Raw genomic sequence first — 2,281 nt, 5'->3', positions numbered from 1 at the left:
AATTTATACTATAAATGGTCCAAGATAAATATGTAGCAAATGCAGTCCATAAAAAATATGGAATTAGCAACCATGTCGATACTTTAGATAAATTGGAAGAAACCGCTATGAGAAGCAACGTAGTAATAGCGACTAGTAAACAATCTATTGTTGCTAAAAACAAATTCTTTTGGCTAAATTGAAAATAGCTGAACGCTTGATTGAATATATAATTTAAAAGGAATAAAAACCAAAATGTTTTTGGCTTAAATCCATAGTTGTTGTAAATAATTGCTACTGATAATGCAATAAGTCCAAATAATACAGCCCATATCATTCCGATTGTCATACCAGGAGGTGTCCAAGACGGCTTTTCTAACGCATCATACCAAGTACGATCAATAGGGAATAAAACACTAGAAACATAAAACAAACCATATGTTAGTAAAAATACTATAATACTAGATTTTTTCATAAACATTCTCCTTTTTACTAGAAGATTATAGAAACTTTATATGATTAGTATGTCCTTATAATGGATAAAATTCTAAATACATATTGTTTAACCTATTTCATACAAATTCTTTCATATTTTTATATGCACAAAGGGCTCTTTCTCGTGCTGCCTTATGACCAACAATCGGATAAGGATATGTATTCCCAAGTTTTATATTGGATTTTTGTAAAATATGCTCAGGTGCTTCCCAAGGTTTATGTATATATTTGTTTGGGATATCTCTTAATTCTGGTACCCATCTTCTTATATACTCTCCATTTTTATCAAACTTTTCTCCTTGTGTGATAGGATTAAAAATACGAAAGTACGGGGATGCATCTGCTCCACTTCCAGCAACCCATTGCCATCCCATTGTATTATTTGCAATATCAGCATCTAGTAGTGTATCCATAAACCATTTTGCACCTTCTTGCCACGGAATTAACAAATGCTTTACAAGAAAAGAGGCTACAGCCATTCTTGCCCGATTATGCATAAAACCGGTTTGCCATAGTTCTCGCATTCCCGCATCAATAAACGGATAACCAGTTTCACCCTTCTGCCATACTCTTAATAACTCCTCTTCCTTATTCCACGGAAAATGTTCAAAGTTTTTATTAAGAGGTTTATATACTGTAAACGGATAGTGATATAGCAAATAATAAGAAAACTCTCTCCAAATTAATTGGCGTATAAAACTAATCACTTGTTTTTCAAAAAAACTACATTGTCTTTCGGTACTTTTATTTATTAAGTAGTGATACATTAACTTCACTGATATTTGGCCAAATGAAAGATATGGCGCCAACATTGAATGAGCATTTTGATTTGGAAAATCTCTTCCTTCACTATAAGAGGCTAATTTACTAGAGAAAAATTTCTTAAATGTTTTGTATGCCCCTTCCTCTGTAGGCTCCCATATTGCTTCCATATGAGATGTCCACGGTATAGTCGGCAACAAGTGTAATTCTGAGACAGATAAGCTTGCTGGTAAAGAGCTTCCCCACTTTATACTCTGTACTCTGCTAATAGGTTTAGGTATTACCTGCTTTTGAAATGCATTGTAAAAAGGCGTAAACACCTTATATTCAGTGTTATCCTTCTTTTTTATAATCCACGGTTCTAATAATAAATGCGAATTAAATTCCTTACAAATAATACCTTTATCTTCTAATATCATTTTCATTTTTTGATTAGATTTTAACCTGTCTGGATCATAACAACTATTCCAATATACAGCCGTTATATCTAATTGTTTTATGAGAGAAAGTATTTCTTCCTGTATATTTCCTTTGCGGATTATTAAAGTAGAGCCCAATGCCTTAAGTTGCTTTTGGACATCTATTATAGCATGGTGTAACCACCACTTTGCCGCACTTCCTATTGAAAAAGTTTCATCTTGTACATATACCGGAAGAACCTTCCCGGACTGAACAGCCTCAAATAGAGCTGGGTTATCATATAAACGAAAATCTTTTTGAAACATAACGATAATTTTGTTTTGCATGGCTACCTCTTCTGATTCTTAAAACATAATAAAATTTATTATACAACAGCAATTTATACATAAGAATTTATTTGTCTTTAATAGATTAATTAACTTTTTCAACTATTTTATTAGTAGCAATTTTAACAACCATTTCTTTTTCACCTGTTCTATCAATCCTGAAACCATGAACTTCAATATCAGAAGGTACTAATGGATGATGACGGATCATATCTATACTCTTTTCAATATTTTCACTAACATTTTTTTGTCCACTCAGCCATTGATTAAGGCTACCACTTGAAAATTCAGGCATGCAA

At 32.3% G+C, this 2,281-nt stretch carries 2 protein-coding genes and 1 pseudogene; all 3 read right to left on the bottom strand.

Annotated elements, in window-relative coordinates; all coding sequences use genetic code 11:
* On the bottom strand, positions 1–454 hold a 454-nt coding region (locus ABWK52_RS27845; RefSeq protein WP_000749742.1), incomplete at its 3' end, for a TspO/MBR family protein.
* A 97-nt stretch (positions 455–551) separates the two neighbouring features.
* The gene (locus tag ABWK52_RS27840) at positions 552–1,982 is read right to left on the bottom strand and encodes a cryptochrome/photolyase family protein (protein WP_098542020.1); all 1,431 of its coding nucleotides are present in this window, start codon (positions 1,980–1,982) and stop codon (positions 552–554) included.
* A gap of 85 nt (positions 1,983–2,067) precedes the next feature.
* Positions 2,068–2,281: pseudogene (locus tag ABWK52_RS27835) on the bottom strand (carbonic anhydrase); the annotation flags it as partial.

Source organism: Bacillus sp. AP50 (assembly GCF_040492675.1).
In the GTDB taxonomy this organism is placed as follows: domain Bacteria; phylum Bacillota; class Bacilli; order Bacillales; family Bacillaceae_G; genus Bacillus_A; species Bacillus_A cereus.
The sequence above is the reverse complement of the archived record's forward strand: the minus strand, read 5'-3'. Positions and strand labels throughout refer to the sequence as shown.

What these genes read in the sequence shown, in the direction of transcription:
- ABWK52_RS27840 (WP_098542020.1), bottom strand. Translation starts at nt 1,982, where the DNA reads ATGCAAAACAAAATTATCGTTATGTTTCAAAAAGATTTTCGTTTATAT.